Raw genomic sequence first — 20,165 nt, 5'->3', positions numbered from 1 at the left:
TAAAACAGCGTGGGCCGTCAGGCGAGGCCGTTCAGTGGCGGGTCTCGCCATTCCCGGGACCGGGCAGCGGTCCGGGGCCGGGGTGGCCCACATGAAAGCCCTGGGCGTAGTGGATGCCGATGGACTTGACCGCTTCCAGGATCTCGGCGTCCTCCACGTACTCGGCGATGGTGCGCACGTTCAGGTCGCGCGCCAGCGCCGCGATCGAGCGGACAAATGCCTGGTCGCGCGCGTCGTGGACCATGTTGCGCACAAAGTCGCCCTCGATCTTCACGAAGTCGATCGGGAAGCGCTTGAGGTAGTGGAACGAGGAGAAGCCCGAGCCGAAGTCGTCGACTGCGAACTGGAATCCCTGCTGCTTCAGGTCGAGTACGAACTGTTCCAGCACGGCCATGTTCTTCACCGTGTCGCGCTCGGTGATCTCGAACACCACCTTGGCCGGCTCGATGCCGTGGTCGAGTGCGAGCTGGCGGACCTTGCCGATGAACTCGCCGATGATCAGTGCGCGCGGCGAGAGGTTGATGAACAGCAGCCCCGAGTAGCCGGAGCGGCTGACCTCGATAAAGGCCTGCTCGATCAGCACGTAGTCGAGCTGGTGCATCACCCCCATGGTCTCGGCGACCTCGACGAACTGGCCCGCCGGGATCAACTCGTCGCCCACACGGATGCGCATCAGCAGCTCGTGGATATGGGCCTCGCCGGTGGCGGTGTCCATGATCGGCTGGAAGTAGGGGACGATGCGGCGGTCCTCCAGTGCCTCCATGATCATGATGCCGGTCTCGCCCGCCTCGCGGAACACTGCGGCCACTTCTTCGTCACTCGGCACGCAGACCGCGTTTTTCCCCTCGCGCTTGGCCTTGTACATCATGTTGTCGGCCACCAGGAACAGGTCGCGCGTGTCCTTGCCGTGGCGCGGATAGGCGGCGATGCCAATGCAGGTGGTGGCCTTGACCCGCGAGCCGTCCGGGGCCGGGAGCGACAGGCCATCGGTGGCCTCGGCCATGTGCGCGGCCAGCTGCCAGGCGGAGTGCTGGTCGGTCTCGGGGAGGATCAGGGCGAACTCGTCGCCCCCGTAGCGCGCCAGGATGTCCTCGTTGCGGATCGCGCCCTGGATCGTCTCCGCATAGGCCTGCAGGAAGCGGTCCCCAAAGGCATGGCCGTAGCGGTCGTTGATGGTCTTGAAGTTGTCCAGATCCACGACCATCACCGCAAAGGGGTAGCCATGCCCCTCGGCGCGCTTGATCTCGTAGTTGAACAGCTCCCAGAACACCCGCTGGTTGTACAAGTTGGTCAGCGGGTCGCGGGTCGCGTAGTACTCGAGGTCCTGGGTGTACTTGTAGATCGCCTTCACCGAGCCGACCAGGTTCAGCAGCGTCGACAGGATGCTTTCGATTACCACGTGACGGACCGGGTCGCGCACCAGATCGGATTGCACGCCGATTCCGACCACCCCGCCAATGCGCGGGGTATCCAGCACCAGCGACTTGGTCGCCAGCTCGATCTGGCGGGGCGAGAGTTCCGGCAGATGACTGGAGGCATCGGCGACGTTGTGCCGCACGCTGATGTTGGCGTCCCGCACGAACTCCTCGGACGCCCGGATGCGATGCGTGGCCAGGCGTTCCACAGTGCGCCGGGTGGCCTCCGTGGGCTCCGCGCGCCAGAAGATCTCCAGCTCGTAGACGTCGTCGTTGGCCTTGAACAGGGTGAACAGGGTGTAGGCGTCGATGATCGTGTTGATCTCGGTCAGCAGTACGCCGATGTATTCGCGCCAGTCCCGCACCACGTCCGAGGTGATGATGAACTTGTCCAGCAGCTTCAGTTCGAACTCGAGGATGTCCTTGTCCACCGCGACCGCGCGCAGTTTGCGCACCAGGTCGTCCACCTGGTCGACCACCTGATTGAGCTCCACGAACCCGGTGTCGATCGCCTGCGTCTCGACGTGGTTGAGGTCCTTGATCGCATTGACGCGGGTTACCTGGTCCTGGAAGCGGCGCACCGAGCGGGTGATGGGCGCCGTTGCCCAGGCTGCGATCAGGGAGCCCAGCAACAGCGTGCCCAGCCCCGTTCCCAGGAAGGTCCAGACGTGCTGGTTGCGCGCCTCGCTGATGGCCGTGCCCAGGTCCTGGCGCACCTCCATCACCCCGAGCACATCGCCGCTGGACGCGTTGCCATGACAGGCGAGGCATTCGTTGCGGGCGCGCAGAGGGAAGGTGTAGCGCAGCTCGCCGTTGTCCTGGCGGCTTTCGATGGCGCCGGTCTCGAACGCATGCTCGATGCGCTCGTGCCACGCGGGCTGATCCACGTCGCCGTACAGTGCCGAGACCTTCTCGCCGCGATAGAAATCCAGCTGCAGCGGTGTGTCCGCCAGCGATTCCTTGATCCCCGCCGAGAACGCCTCCAGCTGCTCGCGGGTCCAGCCCTCGCGCATGATCTGGAACATCGAGGCGAAGGTCTGGTGGGCGATGCCGCTGGCCGTCTGTTCTGCCTGGCGCGCCATCGTCCGTTCGTAGATCAGCGTGGAGGTGATATGGACTGTCAGGAACACGAGCAGGGCCACGCCCATGATCGCGGCGACGATGAACAGCCGCAGTCGCAGGGCCCGGCGCGGGGATGCGGGGCGTTCAGCGGACATGAAGACCTCGCGGGTCCAGGCAAAAGGCCTCTGAGTATTAGATACCTCATGCCCCGGGATCTTGATCTGGATCACATGCGCAAGCGATGCAACTTTTGTGACCCTTTCGCCGGGGTGGGCCGGTCGGCGCGAATCAGCGTTGCGTGTCGAGTTCTTGCAGGTTCTGCACCATGGTCTCGGGCGCGCGTTCGTGGCCGGAGGGCAAGTTGGGCTCGGGGTCCAGCATCCAGGCAACGAGATCGCCAAAGGTGTCCGCGGAACGGGTATAGCGCGTGAGCATGTGGTAGCCCTCGGGATAGAGCACCATGCGGTGGCCGGGGTCGCCGGTCGCGGCCAGGTGTTCGGCCAGCACCGCCGTAGGCCCGGGTGGCACGAGGTCGTCGTTCGCGCCGTAGAGCAGCAGGCTTGGGGCGGGTAGCGTGCCTCCGGCGCTCAGCGCGCGGCCCATCAGCGTGGTCAGTCCGTCCAGGGCGTCGATGCGGGCATCGCGCAGGACCAGCGGATCATCGCGCATCTGCTCCAGGACCGCCGGGTCGTCGGTGGGCCGGATATCGAATTCCGCCGCCATCTCGCCGGTCAGGCGCATGCCGGGGGCAATGCGGGCGCCAACCCAGAGGCCGAAGCGCTGGTACCAGGGCATTTGATCGCGGCTCCAGACGGCCGGGCTGATCAGCGCCGTCCCGCGCATGGGCGGCGGGTCTTCGCCGGTGGCGGCCACCAGGGCCACGGCCCCGCCCATGCTCTTGCCGATCAGGTAGGGCGGGTTGTCGGGATAGCGCTCGGCGAGGATGCGCAGCCCGGTGCGTGCGTCCTCGGCCATCGTCTGATAGCCCGCCCAGCGGCCGATATCGCGGTTGGCGCCAAAGCCGCGCTGATCAAACGCGTAGACGGCGATCTCGTGCTCGGCAAGGGCCTCGCCCAGGGCCGCCATGCTGCCGCCGTGGTCGTTGAAGCCGTGCAGGGCCAGGGCGACCCGGCGGGGCTCTTCCGGTCCCCAGCGGTGTAGCGGGAGGCGGGTCCCGTCTGCGGCTTCCAGCACCTCGGCGTCCGGGCGTTCATCCGGGGCATCGTCCACGGCCGGCTGCGGCGGACTGCCGGCACAGGAGGCCAGCCAGAAGGCGGCGAGGACGATCCACCAGACGCGCATCATGCCGGCTTCACCTGGGCGGCGCCTCGTCACCTTCCTGTGCCTCGCCACCTCGTGGTGGGAGCAGGAATTGCGTCGGGTGTCGGCGCAGGTGTCGGCCGTAGGCCTTCAGCACGCGGTCGAAGGCCCCGATGCGGACGCCGCGGGCACGCAGGGCGACGTACAGGGCCAGGCCGAAGCTGACCCACAGGTTCACCGCGCCGATCAGCAGCACGAACACCAGGAACAGCAGGAAGGTGAACACGCCGATCGACTCGCTGGCGGTCACGTAGCCGAGGTTGGCGGAGGCGAAGGCCACATGCTGGATGTCCAGCGGCAGGTTCAGCAGGTAGCCGACAAAGCCGGTCATGCCGAGCAGCATGCCGAACAGGAAATTGCCCAGCACCGCGCCGTAGTTGTATCCGACCCAGTCGGCGAGACGGTGACGGGTGGTGGTTGGCAGCAGCCGCTGCAGCAGCGGGTGCTCGCGCAGGCGCCCGGGCAGGTCGAGATAGGCGCAGCGGTTGTCGAAGAACCCGGCGATCAGGCCAGAGACGAACAGCCAGACCCCGGCGATGGCCGCGAAAAACAGCGCCAGGCCCAGGATCGGGCGCAGGCCGTCCAGCAGGTAATCCGTCTCGGTGCCCGACAGGATCGGTGTGCCGAAACCCCAGGCCGCGAAGATTCCGATCAGTAGGGCCGTGGGGAGTGCCACGCCGACATTGCCCAGCACGGCCGCGAACTGAGAGCGGCCCACCCGTACCAGCAGTTCCGCAAGCTTCGAGGCATCGGCCGTGCCGCGTTCGTTCTCCTCGATCGCGGCCGCCAGTCGCGCGGCGGTCATCGCCGGCTGCTTGGTCGCCACGGTGAAGTGCAGGATGTGGATCAGCACAAAGCCCAGACCGTAGTTCAGGCTGACCCACAAGGCGTTCCAGCCCTCGGACAGGCCCAGGGATTCCACCTGGATCTTGATCAGCGCCATGAAGGCGATGATCAGGCCCGCACCGGCGCCCGAGCGCAGCATCGTCAGGTACTCGCCGCGATCACGGGTGATGTAGTGCTCGCCGGTGTCGGAGACATGCTGCGTGATGCTGCGCGAGACCAGCCGGATGTTGTCCTGCCACAGCGCGCGCAGCCCGTGGCGGCGGGCACTGGCCGTGACCAGCTCGCGGAACACGCCCACCGCGGTGGTGCGTGTGTGTGCCTCCTCGCGCGGCTCGAGCAGGTCCAGCAGCTTGTGGATGCGCGACAGCGTCTGGTCCAGGCGCTCCAGCAGATGGGTCAGTGACAGGCTGCTGCCATGCGTGATCGCCCGCCGGCGCAGGCGCAGGATCTGATCCCCGCACTGTTCCAGCAGCACGCGGGCATGGGCGTCGTCCATGCGCTCGTGGCCGGGGTCCTGCAGCCAGGCACGGTAGTCGCGCACATAGGCGGAGATCTCGCGCTCCTGCGCGACGAAGGCGGAATTGCGCTCGGCAATCGACGGATCCAGCCGCAGCAGTTCCGGTTCCAGTTCCTCGGCGGCGATCCAGATCGAGAGCATCTCCAGGGCGTAGAGCGTCTCGCTGCGGGCGCGGTCCAGCACGCCGGGGTGTTCGCCGGACAGGCAGCCCAGCGCCCCGAGCAGCCGGGACCAGGCATCGTCCGGCAGCGCCGATACCCAGATCGCGTCATCGGGGTTGTGGAAGACGTGGTAGAGCACGTCCCGGAGATCCGCGCGGTCCATCGGGTGCGGATTGATGCGCTCGTACAGGAGTTCCGCGGCCTCGCGGAAGAAGCCCTTGCGGGAGAACAGGCCCACGCCGGTATACAACGTCAGGTGGCGGGCGTCCTCCAGGCCGGCCTCCAGACGCTCGCGCAGGCGTTCGCGAACCTCGGGCTGTTCCTGGAGGGCCAGCGTCAGGCTCTCGATCCGGGCAATGACCGGCGCGATGTTGCGGGGGTTGTCCGGGCGCAGCCAGTCCACGATGCGGCGCAGGGTCTCGGCGAGATCGCACTGACTGTCATCCTGCAGGGCGTCCAGCAACTGTGCGGCATCGTCCGGGGTCTGCATAACGCTCCCTGCGCAATCGGAAAGCGCCCATTATACGGATAGCCGGTGCCCGGTCAGCGGCCCCCGGGTTCGCCCGGAACCGTGGTCAGGCCGAATACGAGAAACGAACAAATCCCGTGTAGCAAGGGCCGATCTCGGCGCATGCGCACCTCCCGTTGCGGCAATGCGGGTCGACGCGCGCGATATATTGAACATAGCAGGTGCCGGCTCGGCCGGTGCTGTTGATGAGGGCAGTGGCTGCATGAAGGCAACAGTAAGCAGGATGGGTGGGTTCCGGAGTGCGAGCCTCTGGGTATGGGTCTGCTGGTTGTTGCTTATGGGGTCGGCAGCCGCCCAGGCCGACCCCGAATCACGGGTGGTCACGGACGACTCCGGCGCCGCCTTCGACGTGACGTTGTATCCGGCCGAGGGCCAGCGTCTGTATCTGTGGCTGCTGCCTCAGGCAGGGCAACACGAGAACCATGATCGGCTGGCGCGCGAACTGGTCGCCTCGGGTATCGAGGTGTGGATGGTTGACCTGCTGGACGCGTATTTCCTGCCCCGTACCAATGAGAGCATGCGCAGCCTGGATGGTGAGGGCGTGGCCGCACTGATCCGGGAGGCGCACCACGAGACGGGCAAGGAGGTGATGGTGGTGGCCTCCGGACGCCCGTCGATCGTCGCGCTGCGCGGCATGCGCCACTGGCAGCTCGGCGAACCCGGCAGCGCCTACCTGATAGGCGCGACGCTGGGCTTCCCCAACTTGATGGTCGACACACCCGTGGCCGGGGCGCCGGCCGAGTACGTGGACGTGGCACGTGCCACCAACCTGCCGGTCTTCATCCTGCAGCCGGAACTGGGGGTCTATCGCTGGTATCTCGACGAGATCCTCGGCGCCCTGCGCGGGGGCAGCAGCCCGGTGTTCGTGCAGATGGTCCCCGAGGTGCGCGACTTCTACTACCTGCGTCGCGGCGACCCCAGTGCCGAGGAGCGCGCCGCTACCGATCAGCTGGCGCGTCAGCTACGTCGGGCGGGCAACCTGCTGGCGACCATGCCGCGCCCGCTCGCGGCAAGTCCGCTCCCGGAGCGCGAGTCGACCGTGGAGGCCCGCCGCGGTCTGGTGGAACGCGATCACACCCCGCCGATGGAGGACTTCACGCTGACGGATCACCTGGGGGACGAGCAGTCCCTGAGCGACTATGCCGGGGACGTGATCCTGCTGAACTTCTGGGCGACCTGGTGTCCGCCCTGCGTACACGAGATCCCGTCGATGAACCGCATGGCGGAGAAGCTGGGCGAGGGCTTCGAGATCGTCTCGGTCAACTACCAGGAAAGCGCGGAACACATCGCCGAGTTCATGGACGAGGTGCAGGTCGACTTTCCGGTGCTGATGGATTTCGACGGCCGGGTGGCGGCGGGCTGGCGGGTATTCGCCTTCCCCAGCTCGTTCATCCTCGACCGCGAGGGGCGCATCCGCTATTCGGTTAACAGCGCCATTGAGTGGGATGATCCGGAGGTCATCGACACGGTACGCGAGTTGATGCAATAACGCGGCGAACGGAGCGCACCCGCGGGATCAGGAGATTTCGGCCTCCCGCGAGCGCAGCCTTGCGTTATTGCCCCTGCTGGTGGTTCTCGACCGCCTGCATCAGGAAGCCCGAGAGGTCCGGAAGGCCAAGATCGGGGATCCAGTTACCGGCCTCGGCCCAGGTCCACAGACCGATCAGCAGGAACATGCCGGAGGCGACAAAGCGCATCGGCGCGGCGGGGATGCGCGCGGCAAAGCGCTTGCCCAGGATCAGGGCCGGGGTGGTGATCAGCAGAATGCCCACGGTGGCGCCCAGTACGACGGGCAGCAGGGCGCCGGAGGCCCCGGCCAGGGTGACGACCGCCAGCTGGGTCTTGTCCAGCATCTCGAACAGGAAGAAGGCGACCGCGGCGGCGAAGAAGGCGCTGCGCGCCTTGGGCGCCTGCTCGTCTTCCTCGTCCTCCGGGAACAGGACCCAGATCGCCATGATCAGGAAGGCCGCGCCGACCACCCACAGGTGCCAGTCGGTGGCAATCACCGCGAACAGCCAGATCCCGACCACGGCGGACAACAACTGGTTCAGGAAGAGGCCGGTGGCCATACCCCAGAATACGGCCCAGGCACTGCGGCAGCGCATGCCGAACACGGCCGCCAGGAACATCGAGCGGTCGCCGATCTCCGCGATGGCCACGGCCACGATGGACAGCAGAAAGAGTTCCATGAATGCAATTCCGGGGCGGGCGGCGCAACGCAGAGCCGGTGACATCGCCATCCGCCGCCCGCCCACGGGCTGTCCTCGCGATCACGCGAGGCGGATATCGATGCCACAGGTCTCGTCAGGCCGCTTGTCGGAGGCGCACCGGGGCGCCTTCGGACGGGCTGCATACGCCATGGCCCGAGGGCCAAGGATGTTGACGCATGCCTCCGGCGCTGCCGGAGCGACTACTCCCCTGAGGGTGCGCGAACTATAACCAATGCGTTTAGGGTCTGTCTATCGTGTTCTTGGCGGACGTTGCCCTTGCGGGATTGGCGCGGCGGGCGACGTTCAGGATGGGGCCGGCGCAGCGTCGTCCGGCGTGGCGAACCGCGACTGGTTGCGGCCCTCGTCCTTGGCCCGGTACAAGGCCCGGTCCGCGCGCCGGAGCAGGCCTTCCGCTGTTTCCATCGGCTCGGCGAAGGCGATACCAGCGGAGCAGGTCTGCTGGTTCGGGGTGCGCTGACGGAGGCGCTCGATGACCGTGCGCGCCTGATCCGGACCGGTGTGAGGGAGCACCACCACAAACTCCTCGCCCCCGTAGCGGGCGACCGTGTCGCTGGGGCGCAGTTCCTGATGCCAGGCGGCGACCAGGTCGCGCAACAGGCGATCACCCTGCGCGTGGCCGTGCTGGTCGTTGTACTGCTTGAAGTAATCCAGATCGATGAAGGCTAGGGTGAGCGGTGTGTCCAGACGCCGGGCACGCGCAAGTTCTTCCTCGAGAACGGTTTCCAGCTGTCGGCGGTTCGCCGCGCCGGTGAGCGGATCGGTGCGCGAGAGTTGCTCCAGCGCCTGGGCCTGGCGTTGGGTCTCCCGGATCAGGCCGCTCATGCGAACCAGAACCAGCAGGAAGATCAGGATGGAGGCACCGGCGGCGACGCGCACCGTGTCGGTATCCACCCCGGCGGTGAACAGGATGATCCCCGGCACCAGTACCGCCGCAGAACCCAGGATGTAGAGCCTGCGGCGGGAGAGCTCATGGCTGCCGGTGCGGTCCTCCGGATTTACCTGGGTCGAGGGGTGCCAGGCGGCTGCGGCGAACAGGGTATAGGCGATCAGCCAGCCGGCATCGGTCAGTCCGCCGGGCTGATACCAGCCGGTGGAGTTCCCATGGGCGTAGAGCAGGTCGGCGCTCAGATAGGCCAGAACGCCGAGCAGCAGCAACAGCTGGCCATCAATGTGCGTGTTGTAGCGAAACACCAGGCGCAGTACCAGTGGCAGCAGCATCAGGTCGAACACTGGGTAGCCGGCCGACACCAGCAGCTGGAGGCTGGTCAGTTCCGGATCGTACACATAGGGCTGGATCAGCAGCGCCCAGGCGAGCACCGCCGCGGAGATGCCGACGATCAGGGCGTCGCCCAGGGCACCATCGTGCCGGTCCGTGGGGCCGCCCAGTCGCCACAGGGCGACAATGAATAGCGGATACACCGCCAGGTACAGGAAGTCCGGCGCCGCCGGAAACGGCTCAAGGCCCTGCAGATCCAGGACATACCAGATCAGGTGCCCGGTACCTCCGAGGAGCAGGGCGGTCGCGATCAGGATCCAGGCCGAACGGCACCAGGGGCCCCGGTCACGAAACAGCGAGGCCGCAACCACGGCGGCGGCGCCAAGGCTTGCCGCTACATACAAGGCCGCGGCAGTGTGGCCGTAAGGCATGGCCACATAGGCAATGGTGGCCACAAGCCCGATCGCCAGCCACACAAGCCATTGGCGTCGGCCGGATCCAGGCGTCATGGCCTGGGTGTGCGGATTATCTGAATCGGTCATTGATTCCCCCTGAGCCCTGATGTTGGCAGAAGCGACACGTTTTCGCGCGTGCCGCGTTGGGGATGGCAATCGCCGTGTTTCTGTCATAGGGTAGAACGAACGTTCGTTCTAGGGTGCGACATGTCGGCTGCGGTACAGGAGAATCTGCGCGGGGATGCGCTGCGCCAGCGTGTGCTGGAAACGGCGCTGGAGCTGTTCGGCACGGCCGGGTATTTCAACACCTCGATTCACGACATTCGGCGCGAGGCCGGGGTCTCGATCGGCTCGATCTACCACCACTTCGGCAACAAGGAGTCGCTGGCCAAGGCCCTGTACGACGACCTGCTGGAGCGGATGGATAGCGGGCTGCGCGAGGTGATGGAGCAGCAGCGGACGTGCCGCGCGCGCTGCGACGGCATCATCGCCTTCATGTTTCGGGCGGCGACCGACGATCCCCGAACCATGCGCTTCGTGCTCGAGGCGCGCCATCGGGAGTTTCTGCCAAACGAGCCGCCCGTTTGTTCGTCGCGGCCCTTCCTGCGGATGCGCGAGTGCATCGAGCAGGGCATTGCCTCCGGCGAGGTTCGCCCTATCGAAGTCCCGGTCGCTGCCACCGTGGCGTTTGGCGGGGCGATCCGCCTGCTCCACCTTCATCTGGACGGCGTCCTCGAAGAGCCCCTGTCGTGCTACCTCGCGTCGATGCAGGACGCGGCCTGGCGGGCGATTGCGAGTGATCCGCCTGCGGCCACAAGCCACCCCACCTAGGAGACCGAAGAATGAAAATGCTGGCTGTTCTTTCCCTGATCTTGACGCTGTCCGTGGTGTCACTGTCCGCGCATGCGGAACCGACGGATACCCGGGCCCTGGAGGGTGTCGACCAGGGCCGGGTCGTGTTTGACCTGAACAACAATGACCCAGAGCTGCTTGCGCTGTATCTGATGGTAATCCGCGAGACCTTCAACGACCTGACCGATCAGGGCGTCGAGCCGGACATGATCCTCGCCTTTCGTGGTCGGGCGGTGACGATGGTCAGCGAGGATCGCGAGCGCTTCGAGCTGACCGAGTTCGACCATCTGGATGCGATCGAGGAACACATTGCCGCGCTGAAGGAGAAGGGCGTGCGGATGGAGTCGTGCGCCGTTGCCACCCGCCTGTTCGGGGTGGATCACGGCGAACTGCTGCCGGGCATCGAGCCAGTGCGCAACACCTTCGTCTCGCTGACCGGCTACCAGGCCCAGGGCTACGCAGTGATCCCGATCTACTGAGCCGCCTAATGCGGCCACACCGGGCCCGAAAACAAGACAAGCGGGCCCCAACCCCAAAGGAGACATAGCTCATGCGAAACCGAATCCTGATCCTGCTGCTGGCCGCCTTGCTGCCTCTCGGGTTGATCTCGAAGGCGAATGCAGAAGGCCTGGACAACCGCGAGGCCACCCAGGGCATCGAGACCATGCGCGCGGTCTACGACATGCGCAAGTCCGACCCCGACGTGATGCTCGCCTACCTCCGTGGCATCGCCACCAATCACGAGAATCTGGTGAAGGAAGGCGTGGAACCGGACCTGCGCATGGTGTTCATCGCCGAGGCGGTCAAGTTCATCACCACCGACCCCGAGCCCGAGATCGCGATGGACCACGGCGACACGCTGGAGGAGATCGCGAAGGCCGTCGAACGCCTGGACGAGCTGGGCGTGCGCATGGAGGTCTGTGCCGCGGCCACGCGTGCCTATGGGGTGGACAACGACAAGGTCCTCGATGCGATCAAGCCGGTCCGCAGCGGCTTCATCGCCGTGATGGGCTACCAGAATCAGGGCTACGCGCTGGTTCCGGTCTACTGAGCACCTCCGGGACCTCTCACACGGTCCCTTTTTCGGCCGTCACAGGGATGTGACGGCCTTTTTTGTGCCCATGCCGCGTCAGGCGATGCGGTAGGCCGAGGCCAGGTCCCGCACGCGGGCGGCGATGCCGGCGACGTCCTGGCTGGCCGTGGAGGTCTGTTGCGCGCCACGGGAGGTGTCGCCGGTGAGGTCGTTGATGGTGGCGATATTGCGGTTAATCTCCTCGGCCACCGCATTCTGTTCCTCGGCCGCGCTGGCGATTTGGGTCGTCATGTCACTGATGCGTCCCACCGCCTGAACGATCGATTCCAGTGCCTCGCCGGCCCGTTCCGCGTCGTGGCTGGTCGATTCCGCCATTTCGCGCCCGCGCCCCATCGCGCTGACGGCCTCCCGTGTGCCGGCCTGCAGGGCCTCGATCATGGCCTGGATGTCCGCGGTGGAGTCCTGGGTGCGGGAGGCGAGGGTACGCACCTCGTCGGCGACCACCGCGAAGCCGCGACCCTGTTCACCCGCGCGGGCGGCCTCGATCGCGGCGTTCAGCGCCAGCAGGTTGGTCTGCTCGGCAATCCCGCGGATTACATCCAGCACCGAGCCGATCTGCTGGCCCTTTTCGTCCAGGCTGCGGACGGTGCCCTCGATGGTCGCGACCTCGCCGGACAGTCGGCCGATCTCCTTGACCACCGAGCGCACGACCTCGCCCCCGTCCCGGGATTCCTGATCCGCTTCCTGGCTGGACGAGGCGGCATCGGAGGCATTGCGTGCGACCTCCTGCACGGTGGCGGCCATCTCGTTCATCGCCGTGGAGACCTGCTCGGTCTGCGATTGCTGCTGGTCGACGTTGCTGTTGGTCTGGCTGCTGACGGCAGAGAGCTGCTCCGCGGCGGAGGCCATCTGGTCGGTCAGGCCCCGCAGTTCCCGGATCGATCCCTCGAACTGCTCGAGCATGCCGTTCAGGGCTCGGGCAGTGGCCCCGATCTCGTCGTCGTTCCCGATCTCGACCCGTTGTGACAAGTCGTGATTCTCTACGATTGCAGAAAGGGTCTCGCGCATCCGCGACACCGGGGTGGCGATCGCGCGGTAGGTCCATGTGCCGATCACGACGACCGCAATCAGCACGATCAGCAGCACGATGCCGGTGCGCAGGAGTACCTGGCCGTAGACCTCCGATACACGCTCCGCCTCCACGCCGGCAACCTCGATCTGCAGGTCGACCAGTTCGGTAATGCGGTCGCTGATTGGGTCGATGGTGTCGTACAGCGGGCCGTTGAACGCGCCCAGCTCGCCCTCGACGTTGCCGGTCATCCCGGACAGGGCCTGTTCCAGGCGGTCGAGATCGGCATTGGCTGCCTGGAATTCCTCGATGGCGGCGGTGGCCAGCTCTTCCTCTCGGGGGGTGAGCGTCGTGGCCATGTAGCGCTCCCAGATTTCGTCGATCTCGGCGCGGGCGGTCTGGACCCCGTCGAGGGCTTCCTCGGCCGACATCAGGCCGTTGTCGGCCTTGTTCACCGCGTCGATCACTAGAATCGCGTAGTTGTCCGCGATCGTCTTGAGCTGCTGCAGCGGCACTACGCGGTCGTCGTAGATGCTCTGCACCCCATCCTCGATGGTCGCGATGCCGCGTCCTGCCATCAGCGCGACCACGAGCAGTGCCAGCACAGGGACGATGATCGTGATCGCCAGTCGGGAGCGAATATTCAGCGAGCGGGGCATGGGCAAGTCCTTTCGTTAGTACTTCGATCCCGGGCGTTTGTGCTCGGGGCAGAGAGTGTAACGGCAGGGTCAAGCCCGTTTTTAGGGAGTGGTCAGGGAAGGGGGCGATCCGCATGTGCCGGGCGGAAGGGCATGCGGGTGTGTGTCGCAGCTTCAGGTTTTGTTGTTGAGCAGGTCGGCGAAGCCGTGGTTGACGTCGCGATGGCCGGCCTCGTCTTCGCGTACGGCGCGAATAACATCGGACAGGCGTGCGCCCTCCGGCAGGTCCCAGTACTGGATGGCGCGATCCGGTGCCGGGATGTTCTCGATCGCACCGGTCTCCACTTCCTCCAGGTAATCGGTATAGCTGATCACGGCCTCCTCCTCGAAGTAGCCGACGATCCGGTGCGCGGTGCGCGAGGAGACCACGTAGATCAGGAAATACAGCGTGTAGAAGAACCCCTGCGCCAGGATGATCAGGAGCCGCTCCAGCCAGTTGGGCGAGGCGATCTCGATGAAGGTGAGCAGGTGCATGCGCTCGTTTTCGGCCTCGTCCATCAGCGTGCGGATCCAGCCGTGGTCGTTCTCCATGCGGCGCAGCGAGCGCAGATGCTGCAGTGTGGCGCCGACCATGCCGGGGACCCCCGCGACGGTTTCCAGCACCACGGCGCGGTGCCCGTAGCGGCGGGCAAAGAAGGTGTCGGCGAACAGGCGCATCAGCGATGTGAAGGCGCGTGCGACACGGTCGGAGAAATCGCGCGGTTCGTGATGGCGACTCAGGTCCGTTTCCTGGTTGATGCTCATACAGGCTCCCGGGCAGGGCGCAAAACCATGGATGTCCTGTCTCGAGAGTAGAGCCAGCCACCCTCACTGTCGTTCCGCCGTGTCACAAAAATGCGCCGTTTCGCGCAGCGCAGGGGCGTCTGGCGTTGAGGTTCGGGGCCGCTGCGTTCACAATACGCCCCTCTATATCTCCCGTGTGCGCGAACAAGCCGGCGGTTTTCTGGCGGCTCAAATTCGTGTGTGCGGATTCCCGCGCGGGCCCGGGCCGCGCCGCGCGGGGGTTAACGTGGTGTTGCCCCGGCTCAGAGCGAATCGATGATCAAGCTGCGCACCTACGTCTACATGGATTCCCTTCAGCCTCAGCTGGCGGAATACATGGCCACCGTCTCCCAGGGCTTTCTGCCCGTACCGGGAGACGCGTGCCTGTGGGTGGAGGTGTCGCCGGGCATGGCGGTGCACCGGCTGACCGACGTCGCGTTGAAGGCCACCCGGGTGCACCTCGCGCAGCAGGTCGTGGAGCGCGAGTTCGGTTCCATGGTGATCCACCATCGCGACCAGAGCGATGTGCAGGAGGCCGGTCGCGTGCTGTTGCAGCGCCTGGGGGCGGATCAGTCCGATCGCCAGCCCTGCCGCATCCCGTGGCAGGAGACGATCCGCGGCATGACGCCGGATCACACGGTGCTGATCAACCGCCAGAACCGGCGCGGCAACATGATCCTGCCCGACCAGAGCATGTTCATCCTCGAGGCGGAGCCGGCCGGCTACATCATCTATGCGGCCAACCAAGCCCTGAAGGCCTCCCACGTCTCGCTGATCGACGTGCGCGCGGTGGGCGCGTTTGGCCGTCTGACACTGGCCGGCTCCGAGGCGGACATCGACGAGGCGGCGCGGGCGGCGATCCACGCCCTGCACAACCCCGCCGGAACATAAGATGCATCGCGCGCAACTGCTCGAGCTGCTCGCCCATCACCAGACCCCGTTCATCGAGGAAGCCGGCTTTGTGCGCCGCGCACTGGACTTCGTGCAGGCCCATCCGGACTGCTTCCACTGCGATCTCCTGCCGGCGCACGTGACCGGCTCGGCCTGGGTGGTCAGCCCGGATCGCGAGCGCGCGCTGCTCCTGCTGCATGGCAAGCACCACCGGTGGTTCCAGCCGGGCGGGCATGCCGATGGCCAGTCGGACATCCTGCAGGTCGCCCTGCGCGAGATCCACGAGGAAACGGGCCTGGCGCGGGAACATATCCACCTGGTGGCCGAGGACGTCTTCGACCTCGACATCCACACCATCCCGGCGAGCCCGCACTTCCCGATGCACGAGCACATCGACGTGCGTTTTCTGCTGGAGATCGACGACCGCCTTCCGGTCCCCGGCAGCCACGAATCGCACGACATCCTCTGGGTACCGCTGCAGCACGTCTCGCGCTACAACAACAGCCGTTCCCTCTGGCGCATGGTCGAGAAGACCCGCCGCCTGCGCACCTGGCTGCACACGCATCCACGCTGATCACGCGGCCCCAGGCCCGCTCAGCGTTTCCCTCAGCGGGGCTTGACCGGCGCGTAGTCCTCGAAGCCGCAGCTCATGCAGTGAAAGCGCGCCTCGTAGCCCGCGCCGTCATCGCGTGTGCGCATCGAGCCGGGCTGGAAGTTGAACGAATGCAGCGTGCAGCGCGGGCATCTCAGATTCGTCTCCCGGGGTGCCCGCAACTCCCCTGAATGGTCCGCCTGGCTGGTTCCCGAGGCGGGTTTATCGCCACTTGACCGTGCCGCCAGCTCTCCCTTCAGCTCGTCGGCGAGCGTGCGTGCCGCAGCCGCATGTTCATCGGCGGCCATCCCGGCCAGTTGATCGATCCGTTCCTTGAGTCGCGCCAGCTCGGCGGCGTCTGTCATGGTGGTTTCTCCTGTACCCCTTGGGCTGGGCGTTCCGTTGCCGGGCGCTGTTATGGAAGCTCGCGCCGTGGCTGTCTATGTTCAGGGAATCACATCCGGCAACAACAGGACACCCCGATGCGTACATCATGGCTGGCTTTGGCCCTGTTCGCGGCGGCAACCGTCGCGCAGGGGGACGAGATCACCGCGGATTCCTTGGTCGAGGATGCCCGGTCCGAGGTCACCGATATCGACCGGGAGGGCCTGCGCGAGCTGATCGCGAACGAGCCGGACCATGTCCTGATCGACGTGCGCTCGCACCAGGAGATCGAGCTGGGCGGCGGGCAGATCCGCTCGCACCTCACGCTCAACATCCCGCGGGGCGAGCTGGAGTTTCGCATCCCGGGTGCGGTGTCTGACAAGGGCACGGCGATCGTCGTCTACAGCGACGAGAACCGCCGCTCCGCCCTCGCGGCGCAGACGCTCGAGCGCATGGGGTATACCAACGTGCACAACTACGCCGGCGGCTTCCCCGAGTGGAAGGAGGCCGAGCTGCCGCTGTACGTGCTCGACAAGGCGCTGGATTCCTTCCTCTACGCTATGCCCCAGGAGGTGACCGATGGCGTGTGGTCCGCGATCGGTGCCACGCAGCCCTCGACCTACGAGAATTCGGGCCATAACAACAACCTGTCGTTCATCATCACCGACGATGGCGTGGTGGTGATGAACGCCGGCGACAACTATCTGCTGGCTCAGTCCCTGCACGAGGAGATCAAGAAGCGCACGGACCAGCCGGTGAAGTACGTGGTGCTGGAAAACGCCCAGGGACATGCGATGCTCGGCATGACCTACTGGCAGGAGCAGGGCGCCACCGTCATCGCGCATGAGGACGCCGCGCGCGAGATCGAGCAGAACGGCCAGCGCAGCCTGGAGGGCGCGCCGAACCGCACCCGTGACAAGGCGTTCCTGACCGAGCTCGGCACGCCGGACAAGATCTTCGAGGACCGCGTCGAGCTGGACATGGGGGGCGAGATTATCGAGGTGCTCTACCTCGGTCCCGCGCATGCCCCGGGGGACATCGCCCTGTGGGCCCCGGAACGCAAGACGCTGATCACCGGCGACCTCGCCTTCCACGAGCGCATGCTGCCGATCTTCGAGTACACCGACACCGCCGGCTGGATCGAGACCTGGGACAAGCTGGAGGCGATCGAGGCCGACTACATCATCCCCGGCCACGGCGGCCCGGTGACCGACTTGGAGCAGCTGCGCAAGTACACCCGCGACTACCTCGTCTTCCTGCGCGAGGAGGTGCAGGAGATCCTCGATACCGGTGGCACGCTGAACGATGCCTACAACATCGACCAGTCGGCCTACCGCCACCTGGACACCTACGACGAGCTCCACCGGCAAAACGCCGGCCGCGTCTTCCGCACCATGGAGTTCGAGGACTTCTGATGCCAACTGGCGGCGGGGGCCTCCCTCGCCGCTACTTCGACTTCAGCAGGTCGCGGATCTCCGCGAGCAGCTTTTCCTCGTTGCTGGGGGCGGGCGGCTCGGCGGGCGCGGCATCTTTTTTGCGCTGCAGCCGGCCAATCATCTTGATCGCGGCGAACACCACCATCGCGATGATCAGAAAGTCCACCACGCGCTTGATGAAGATGCCGTAATTGATCGTCACCGCGGCCACGCCGTTCTCCGCCTCGCGCAGCACGATCATCAGCTCCGAGAAATCGACCCCGCCGACCAGCAGGCCGATGGGCGGCATCAGCACGTCCGACACCAGCGACGACACGATCTGCCCGAACGCCAGCCCCACGATCACGCCTACGGCCATGTCGATGACATTGCCGCGCGCCACAAACTGTTTGAACTCCTCGACGATGCCCATGACCGTTCTCCTTTCCGGGAGGTAAAGAAGTTCCTATAGGCCAGCGCTAAGGCCGTTTCCATGGGCGGTGACGGGCCGTATTCAAGGCAATTATCGGTAGCCCCATGGGCGCGTGACTTGCGCAACTTCGTTCCGAGCGTCTAGAAATAGGTATATAGGCAATACAGGTTTGTATGGGGTGCCGTGCACGCGGCCCGGGGGAAAGCGCCATGAAACACACAGAAGCAGCATCTTCGACCATGGGTCACCGCCATCGGGGTATGCACCTCGTGCTCTGGTGCGTGACCGGACTGTTCTGGTGGGTGGCCTCCGCGGCGCAGGCGTCGCCGGGCCCGGATTTCAGCGAGCTCTTTGGTGACAGCGACTTTATCGAGATCATCGAACGCGACGAGGCGCTGGAGACGCGACCGACCGGGTACGTCTCGCAGGATGTCGAGCCGGATCATGTGCTCCGGATCGACCTCAACGAGGGCCAGGTACCGATTGGGCAGGGCGTGGTCTACGACGGCTTTCTGATCGACGGCCAGTTGCCGGGCCCGACCCTGCGCGTGACCGAGGGCGACATCGTGCGCATGGAGATCACCAATAGTGGGGCGGTGATGCATGGGGCGTCCTTCCATGCCGCCTACACCCAGACCTCCAAGCATGTCGGTTCGATCATGCCCGGGCAGACCAAGTCGATCACCTTCCGCGCCACCACGCCGGGGGTCTTCATGTATCACTGTGCGCCGGGCGGCCATGCGATCCCCATGCACGTGATGTTCGGCCAGTACGGGATGATGGTGGTCGAGCCGCGCGACAAGCCGTACCAGCTGGAAGAGGACCTGGGCCAGGAACCCGATCTGAAGCTCTACATGCTGCAGCACGAGCTGTACGCCAGTGGCAAGGAAGCGGTGGAGGGCGATCCCAGCTACACCGCCTTCAATGGCGAGCTGTTCCGCTACGTGGAAAACCCCATCCCCGTGCGCCCGGGCGACTACGTGCGTATGTACTTCCTGAACGTGGGGCCCAACCTGCTCTCGACCTTCCATATCGTCGGCATCGTCTGGGACTACGTGTACTGGCAGGGCCACCCCGAGGCCATGTGGCCCGGCGGGCAGACGGTCACCGTGGGCCCCTCGGACTCCTGGGTGATCGAGTTCCGGATACCCCCGGAGGAGGGCGTCTACACCATGCTGGATCATGGCGTGGGGGGCACCAGTCGCGGTGCCATCGGGCTGCTGGATGCCCGTGCGGACGCCGATACGCCTTCCGAGATCCTGGCCGAGGGCCCGAGCTACGAGCCGGCGGAACTGGAAGAGCGGATTGGCGAAGCGCGGCGAATTCTTTCGCCATTCGGCATCCCGGACGCCGATGCCAACCCGGTACCCGCGCGGGCCGATCGGCCGGTTCGGTTCAGCTCGGATATCGAGGAAGTCGTGATCGAGATGAAGGGCAATGCCTTCTACCCGAAGATCGTCGAGGTGGCGCCCGGCACCAAGATCACCTGGGTTAACGAGGATGTCTTCACCTACGGACACGGCGAGACCTCCGGTGCGCACAACGCGGTGGCCCTGAGCGGTCCGCAGTCGTTCGCCACTGAGTTGCTGGCACACGCCGAGAGCGACAGCGTCACCCTGACCGAGCCGGGCACCTACGACTACATCTGCGCCCCGCACCCCTACATGCAGGGCCGCATCATCGTGCGCGACAGCGACTGACTCCGGCCCGAGCGGGACAGCGCCCGCAACAGGCGGCGGTGATCGCCGCGCCGCAGGCAGGCTTCAGGAGCCGTGGGCGGCGCGGGAGTCGGAGGGGGCCTGGTCGCGGTCGTGCATGCCGTAGTCGCGCACGACCTCGGCCACGCGCAGGCGATAGTCGACAAAGATGTCGCCGCGCCCGGCCGCCTGCACCTGACGGTGCGCCTCCAGGTTGCGCCACTGGCGCACCGCGTGCTCGTCGCGCCAGAACGACAGCGACAGCACCTTGCCCGGCTGGCTCAGGCTCTCGAAACGTTCGATGGAGATGAAGCCGTCCACGTCCTTCAGGTGCTCGCGCAGGCGCGCGGCCGCGTCCAGGTAGTCCTGCTTGCGCTCGGCATGCGGTTCCACTTCAAAGATCACGGCAATCATGGCGGCTTCGCTATCGGCGGGATGAGGCGCCGATTAAAGCACGCCAAAGCCCATTGTGCGGAAGCCGCGGCGCACCTGTGACCCACGGCGCACCCGTCACCCAGCACCCGCTAGTCATCCCGGAAACCGCGCAGCGGTTATCCGGGATCTCCGCTCGAGGGACGGGTGCGGTC

Annotated in this window: 18 protein-coding genes and 1 riboswitch; of the genes, 8 read left to right on the top strand and 10 right to left on the bottom strand. The window is 66.0% G+C overall.

Annotated elements, in window-relative coordinates; translation table 11 throughout:
* Positions 1–31: 31 nt before the first annotated feature.
* The 3 genes from F468_RS0111200 to F468_RS0111190 form a co-directional block, all read right to left on the bottom strand.
* Positions 32–2,632: a bifunctional diguanylate cyclase/phosphodiesterase gene (locus tag F468_RS0111200; protein WP_018995194.1), complete on the bottom strand. Its 2,601-nt coding sequence runs from the start codon at positions 2,630–2,632 to the stop codon at positions 32–34.
* A 133-nt stretch (positions 2,633–2,765) separates the two neighbouring features.
* Complete coding sequence (locus F468_RS0111195) at positions 2,766–3,782, bottom strand: alpha/beta fold hydrolase (RefSeq protein ID WP_018995193.1); 1,017 nt, start codon at positions 3,780–3,782, stop codon at positions 2,766–2,768.
* 7 nt (positions 3,783–3,789) lie between these two features.
* Positions 3,790–5,811 carry a site-specific recombinase gene (locus F468_RS0111190; RefSeq protein WP_018995192.1) on the bottom strand — a complete coding sequence of 674 codons (2,022 nt, stop codon included), beginning with the start codon at positions 5,809–5,811 and terminating at the stop codon, positions 3,790–3,792.
* Between the two features lie 355 nt (positions 5,812–6,166).
* Here F468_RS0111190 and F468_RS0111185 point away from each other — a divergent pair, with 355 nt between their 5' ends.
* Positions 6,167–7,339: a TlpA disulfide reductase family protein gene (locus F468_RS0111185; protein WP_018994184.1), complete on the top strand. Its 1,173-nt coding sequence runs from the start codon at positions 6,167–6,169 to the stop codon at positions 7,337–7,339.
* Positions 7,340–7,403: 64 nt separating this feature from the next.
* Here F468_RS0111185 and F468_RS0111180 read toward each other — a convergent pair whose 3' ends face one another.
* Positions 7,404–8,039 carry a TMEM165/GDT1 family protein gene (locus F468_RS0111180; RefSeq protein ID WP_018137859.1) on the bottom strand — a complete coding sequence of 212 codons (636 nt, stop codon included), beginning with the start codon at positions 8,037–8,039 and terminating at the stop codon, positions 7,404–7,406.
* A 117-nt stretch (positions 8,040–8,156) separates the two neighbouring features.
* A riboswitch (yybP-ykoY riboswitch) is annotated at positions 8,157–8,274 on the bottom strand.
* Between the two features lie 89 nt (positions 8,275–8,363).
* Positions 8,364–9,773 carry a diguanylate cyclase gene (locus F468_RS0111175; protein ID WP_018137860.1) on the bottom strand — a complete coding sequence of 470 codons (1,410 nt, stop codon included), beginning with the start codon at positions 9,771–9,773 and terminating at the stop codon, positions 8,364–8,366.
* 186 nt (positions 9,774–9,959) lie between these two features.
* Here F468_RS0111175 and F468_RS0111170 point away from each other — a divergent pair, with 186 nt between their 5' ends.
* The 3 genes from F468_RS0111170 (at position 9,960) to F468_RS0111160 (ending at position 11,655) form a co-directional block, all read left to right on the top strand.
* Entirely contained in the window at positions 9,960–10,583 is a 624-nt protein-coding gene (locus tag F468_RS0111170; RefSeq protein ID WP_018137861.1) for a TetR/AcrR family transcriptional regulator, read from the top strand.
* Positions 10,584–10,594: 11 nt separating this feature from the next.
* Complete coding sequence (locus tag F468_RS0111165; protein WP_018137862.1) at positions 10,595–11,083, top strand: DsrE family protein; 489 nt, start codon at positions 10,595–10,597, stop codon at positions 11,081–11,083.
* A gap of 71 nt (positions 11,084–11,154) precedes the next feature.
* Entirely contained in the window at positions 11,155–11,655 is a 501-nt protein-coding gene (locus tag F468_RS0111160; protein ID WP_018137863.1) for a DsrE family protein, read from the top strand.
* A 78-nt stretch (positions 11,656–11,733) separates the two neighbouring features.
* Here F468_RS0111160 and F468_RS0111155 read toward each other — a convergent pair whose 3' ends face one another.
* Together F468_RS0111155 and F468_RS0111150 are read right to left on the bottom strand one after the other, a co-directional pair.
* Entirely contained in the window at positions 11,734–13,365 is a 1,632-nt protein-coding gene (locus F468_RS0111155; RefSeq protein ID WP_018137864.1) for a methyl-accepting chemotaxis protein, read from the bottom strand.
* Between the two features lie 153 nt (positions 13,366–13,518).
* Positions 13,519–14,148, bottom strand: coding sequence for an alternative oxidase (locus tag F468_RS0111150; RefSeq protein ID WP_018995191.1), 630 nt, complete (start codon positions 14,146–14,148; stop codon positions 13,519–13,521).
* 294 nt (positions 14,149–14,442) lie between these two features.
* Here F468_RS0111150 and F468_RS0111145 point away from each other — a divergent pair, with 294 nt between their 5' ends.
* On the top strand, positions 14,443–15,057 hold the full coding sequence (locus F468_RS0111145) for a microcompartments protein (protein ID WP_018137866.1): 615 nt from the start codon (positions 14,443–14,445) through the stop codon (positions 15,055–15,057).
* Position 15,058: 1 nt separating this feature from the next.
* Positions 15,059–15,631 carry an NUDIX hydrolase gene (locus tag F468_RS0111140; protein ID WP_018174822.1) on the top strand — a complete coding sequence of 191 codons (573 nt, stop codon included), beginning with the start codon at positions 15,059–15,061 and terminating at the stop codon, positions 15,629–15,631.
* A 32-nt stretch (positions 15,632–15,663) separates the two neighbouring features.
* Here the strand turns inward: F468_RS0111140 and F468_RS0111135 are convergent, their stop codons facing one another.
* Positions 15,664–16,014 carry a hypothetical protein gene (locus F468_RS0111135; RefSeq protein WP_018994182.1) on the bottom strand — a complete coding sequence of 117 codons (351 nt, stop codon included), beginning with the start codon at positions 16,012–16,014 and terminating at the stop codon, positions 15,664–15,666.
* A 117-nt stretch (positions 16,015–16,131) separates the two neighbouring features.
* On the opposite strand from F468_RS0111135, the gene F468_RS0111130 reads away from it, so the two are divergent.
* Positions 16,132–17,448 carry a rhodanese-like domain-containing protein gene (locus F468_RS0111130; RefSeq protein WP_018995190.1) on the top strand — a complete coding sequence of 439 codons (1,317 nt, stop codon included), beginning with the start codon at positions 16,132–16,134 and terminating at the stop codon, positions 17,446–17,448.
* A 31-nt stretch (positions 17,449–17,479) separates the two neighbouring features.
* Here F468_RS0111130 and mscL read toward each other — a convergent pair whose 3' ends face one another.
* Positions 17,480–17,881 (bottom strand): large-conductance mechanosensitive channel protein MscL, encoded by a 402-nt coding sequence (gene mscL, locus F468_RS0111125; RefSeq protein ID WP_018137870.1) that lies wholly within the window; start codon positions 17,879–17,881, stop codon positions 17,480–17,482.
* 239 nt (positions 17,882–18,120) lie between these two features.
* On the opposite strand from mscL, the gene F468_RS0111120 reads away from it, so the two are divergent.
* Positions 18,121–19,581, top strand: coding sequence for a plastocyanin/azurin family copper-binding protein (locus tag F468_RS0111120; RefSeq protein ID WP_026296535.1), 1,461 nt, complete (start codon positions 18,121–18,123; stop codon positions 19,579–19,581).
* A gap of 63 nt (positions 19,582–19,644) precedes the next feature.
* On the opposite strand, the gene F468_RS0111115 is transcribed toward F468_RS0111120, so the two are convergent.
* Positions 19,645–19,992, bottom strand: a complete 348-nt coding sequence (locus F468_RS0111115) for an antibiotic biosynthesis monooxygenase (RefSeq protein ID WP_018994178.1) — start codon at positions 19,990–19,992, stop codon at positions 19,645–19,647.
* Positions 19,993–20,165: the final 173 nt, after the last annotated feature.

The organism is Thioalkalivibrio sp. ALJ2, assembly GCF_000378325.1.
Lineage (GTDB): Bacteria > Pseudomonadota > Gammaproteobacteria > Ectothiorhodospirales > Ectothiorhodospiraceae > Thioalkalivibrio.
The sequence above is the reverse complement of the archived record's forward strand: the minus strand, read 5'-3'. Positions and strand labels throughout refer to the sequence as shown.